We start from the raw sequence: 3,456 nt of genomic DNA, 5'->3' as shown, positions 1-3,456 counted from the left end.
CAAAGGACCCGATGATGACCAGAAAACTCAAATTATACACCTTAGGACTCTTACTCCTATTGATAGGTTCCCAATACTGGGTTAACTTGAATGAACAAAAAGCGCCACCTTCTCCTGAATGGAGCCGATCATTTCCTACTGATGAACAGGCAAGTGATTATATAAAGCTTCAAAGTGTACCGACTAAAAATGGCTATGCAGTTAGCTTGCTTAATTTTAGACAACTGGATTTATATGAATGTTCATTGACTATGAATTGTGAGAAGGCATGGTCGAATTCAGATTTAAATGCCAAGAAAAATACATGGAGCGATGGAAAAACTTCTTATACTATCGTTGAAGATTCGCTAATCTACTCTACTGAATACGGTAATAATGAAATGATTGCTGACCAGGTTGAGGATTTCACAAAGTCCGACGACACGCTTGTTTATTGGACAACTGATCAAAAAGTGTTCGTTCAGCAAGGTGATGGTGCGGTGATGCCTTTCACCACTGAGAAGCCAGTTTTCACAGCCAAAGTTTTGGATGATCATATTTTCATCGTGACTCGTGACATTCTCACTAACCGGTTCACACTTTACGAAGCTGGTAGTGAATTGGAAGAATTGTTCCAGTTCACCACGAATTCAAGTGAAATCATACAATCGATGACGCTTTTCTCGAAGCCAAACAATCTTTTCGGAATGCTGTTGGATATAGAAATCAATTCCGGTGGTTCTCGACAAAAGTCTATAAGAACGGCCACGTTTGAGTTAACGGAGCAAGAGACACCTTCTTTCTCACAACTTGCTTTTTTCGATAAGAATACCGGCATCAAACTGACAGATGTCCGTTTTCCAAGTATTTTTCTGAGTGAAGCCGATACATATATTTCTTTCACCGCTTCGCATTATGATTCAACTGGCAAAAAAGTGAATCAGGCTTATGTTGGACTTGCTGACAATGAACACATTGAAGCGGCAGCTGCAACGAAAATTGGAGATCTTTATACCAATCCAATTTTACTTAATATAGATACCCTGGCTTATTTCCAGTCAAACGGAACCGTCCAAAAACTCATGTATTCTTCAACTACTGAAGAAAAACGCGCACAGAGTTTAGACGGTCTGGAAGGCGACAATAAAGAAGCACTTTATACCATGTTAACGATCTTGTTTAACGGTTTCGTGATGATGTTGCTGTCTTTCGCCTGGCTTGTTCYGGCACTAAGTATTGGCTATGGCGCACTTGCTTTACTTCATAAATTGCGTAGATCCAATGCCTACTTCATTGCCTTATTGGTGAATACAGTCGCTTTGGTTGTCAGCCAACTTGTCTTGTTCGCAACCGTCTTCAATCCGGAAAAAATCGTTCAGAAAGCTCCTTATTTAACGGAGCTCTGGCAAGTATCGGCAGTAATTATTGTGGCAGGAATAGTATGTTTATTGCCAGTTTTCCTTTCGCGTACAAAAGTGTCGGAAGACAATGGTAATATGCTGATATTGTATACGACGGCTGTTAATTTCATGATTTTATTTTTCCTGATCGGTCCGTATTTTTTATAGGTTATAGGTATGATTTATAAGAGTTAAATGATAATCCCGCTTCCCTGGAGTTGTTCCATGGAACCGGGATTTTCAAATATAGCAAGCTTCTTTCACAGAAAAGAGCCAATGCAGCGATTTAGCGAAATTGCTCCCATTCAGGTTTAAAGATTTAATGGTTTTGTTTTCGCTTCGCTCCTGTTGTGTATAACACTAGTTAGGATGTTTATTCCTTTACGWCGGCGGTTTATTCCCTCTCAACCATTTATCTCGACTTATACTCCTCGAAAAATAAAGTGTGAGTCGCCGTAACACCCTATTCTTCATATTCCCAAACAGAAAAGCGACCCACCAAAGTGGGTCGCTTTTTTCGGTTTACATATTACGACGGTATTGGCCGCCTACTTCGTATAAAGCATTAGTAATTTGACCAAGTGAGGCCACTTTTACTGTGTCCATCAGTTGTTCGAAGATGTTGCCGCCTGTTACTGCTACTTCTTTCAGGCGTTTCAGCGCAGCTTCTGCTTCTGCAGAATTGAGTTGTTGGAAGGCACGCAAGTTGAGAATTTGCGTTTCTTTTTCCTCTGTTGTTGCACGGGCAATTTCCATGTTGTCAATGCTTTCCGCTGAAGGCGGGTTTGGGTTCAAGTATGTGTTCACACCGATAATCGGCAGTTCCCCCGTATGTTTCAGCATTTCGTAATGCATGGATTCTTCCTGGATTTTTCCACGTTGGTACTGTGTTTCCATGGCACCAAGTACGCCACCACGGTCGTTGATACGATCAAATTCAGAAAGTACCGCTTCTTCCACTAAGTCGGTCATTTCTTCAATAATAAATGCACCTTGTAGTGGGTTTTCATTTTTCGCAAGACCGTGTTCTTTTGTAATGATCATTTGAATCGCCATTGCACGACGAACGGATTCTTCCGTCGGTGTTGTAATCGCTTCGTCATAAGCATTTGTGTGAAGTGAGTTACAGTTATCCTGCAACGCCATCAATGCCTGAAGTGTTGTACGGATATCGTTGAAATCGATTTCTTGTGCATGCAAGCTTCGACCTGAAGTTTGTACATGGTACTTCAATTTTTGGCTACGGTCATTTGCACCGTATTTATCACGCATTACAACTGCCCAAATACGACGAGCCACACGGCCGATTACTGTATATTCAGGATCCAAACCATTCGAGAAGAAGAATGATAAGTTTGGTGCGAAATCATCAATGTTCATTCCGCGGCTTAAGTAATACTCAACGTACGTAAATCCGTTTGCCAATGTAAACGCCAATTGCGAAATCGGGTTCGCTCCAGCTTCTGCAATATGGTAACCAGAAATCGATACTGAGTAATAGTTGCGTACTTTTGAATCGATAAAGTACTGTTGGATGTCACCCATCATGCGAAGTGCGAATTCCGTTGAGAAAATACATGTATTTTGCCCTTGGTCTTCTTTTAAAATATCCGCTTGAACAGTCCCACGAACGACTTGCATCGTTTTTTCGCGTACTCCGGTGAATTCTTCAACCGTTAACGTACGACCCAGTTTTTCTTCGTTCAACTTCACCTGCTGATCAATTGCCGTGTTCATAAACATCGCCAAAATGATTGGAGCAGGTCCATTGATTGTCATTGACACAGAAGTAGAAGGTGCGCATAAATCAAAGCCATCGTATAGTTTCTTCATATCATCAAGTGTACAAATGCTAACGCCTGATTCTCCGACTTTCCCGAAAATATCCGGACGCTCATCTGGGTCTTCTCCGTAAAGAGTTACCGAATCGAAAGCTGTTGATAAACGTTTCGCATCGTCATCTTTTGATAAGTAATGGAAGCGGCGGTTTGTACGTTCCGGTGTTCCTTCACCAGCAAACTGACGTTTTGGATCTTCCCCTTCACGTTTGAATGGGAATACGCCCGCTGTATATGGG

General features: G+C 41.6%; 2 protein-coding genes. One reads left to right on the top strand and one right to left on the bottom strand.

From position 1 onward, the window contains the following. Positions 1-1,547, top strand: a 1,547-nt coding sequence (locus tag AC1DSB_RS16595; protein WP_477587143.1) for a hypothetical protein, incomplete at its 5' end; no start/stop codon positions are given. A 354-nt stretch (positions 1,548-1,901) separates the two neighbouring features. Here AC1DSB_RS16595 and AC1DSB_RS16590 read toward each other — a convergent pair. After that, positions 1,902-3,456: methylmalonyl-CoA mutase family protein (locus tag AC1DSB_RS16590; protein WP_477587142.1), on the bottom strand; the 1,555-nt coding region annotated here is incomplete at its 5' end.

Source organism: Paenisporosarcina sp. P4_E4_2 (assembly GCF_056401595.1).
The sequence above is the reverse complement of the archived record's forward strand: the minus strand, read 5'-3'. Positions and strand labels throughout refer to the sequence as shown.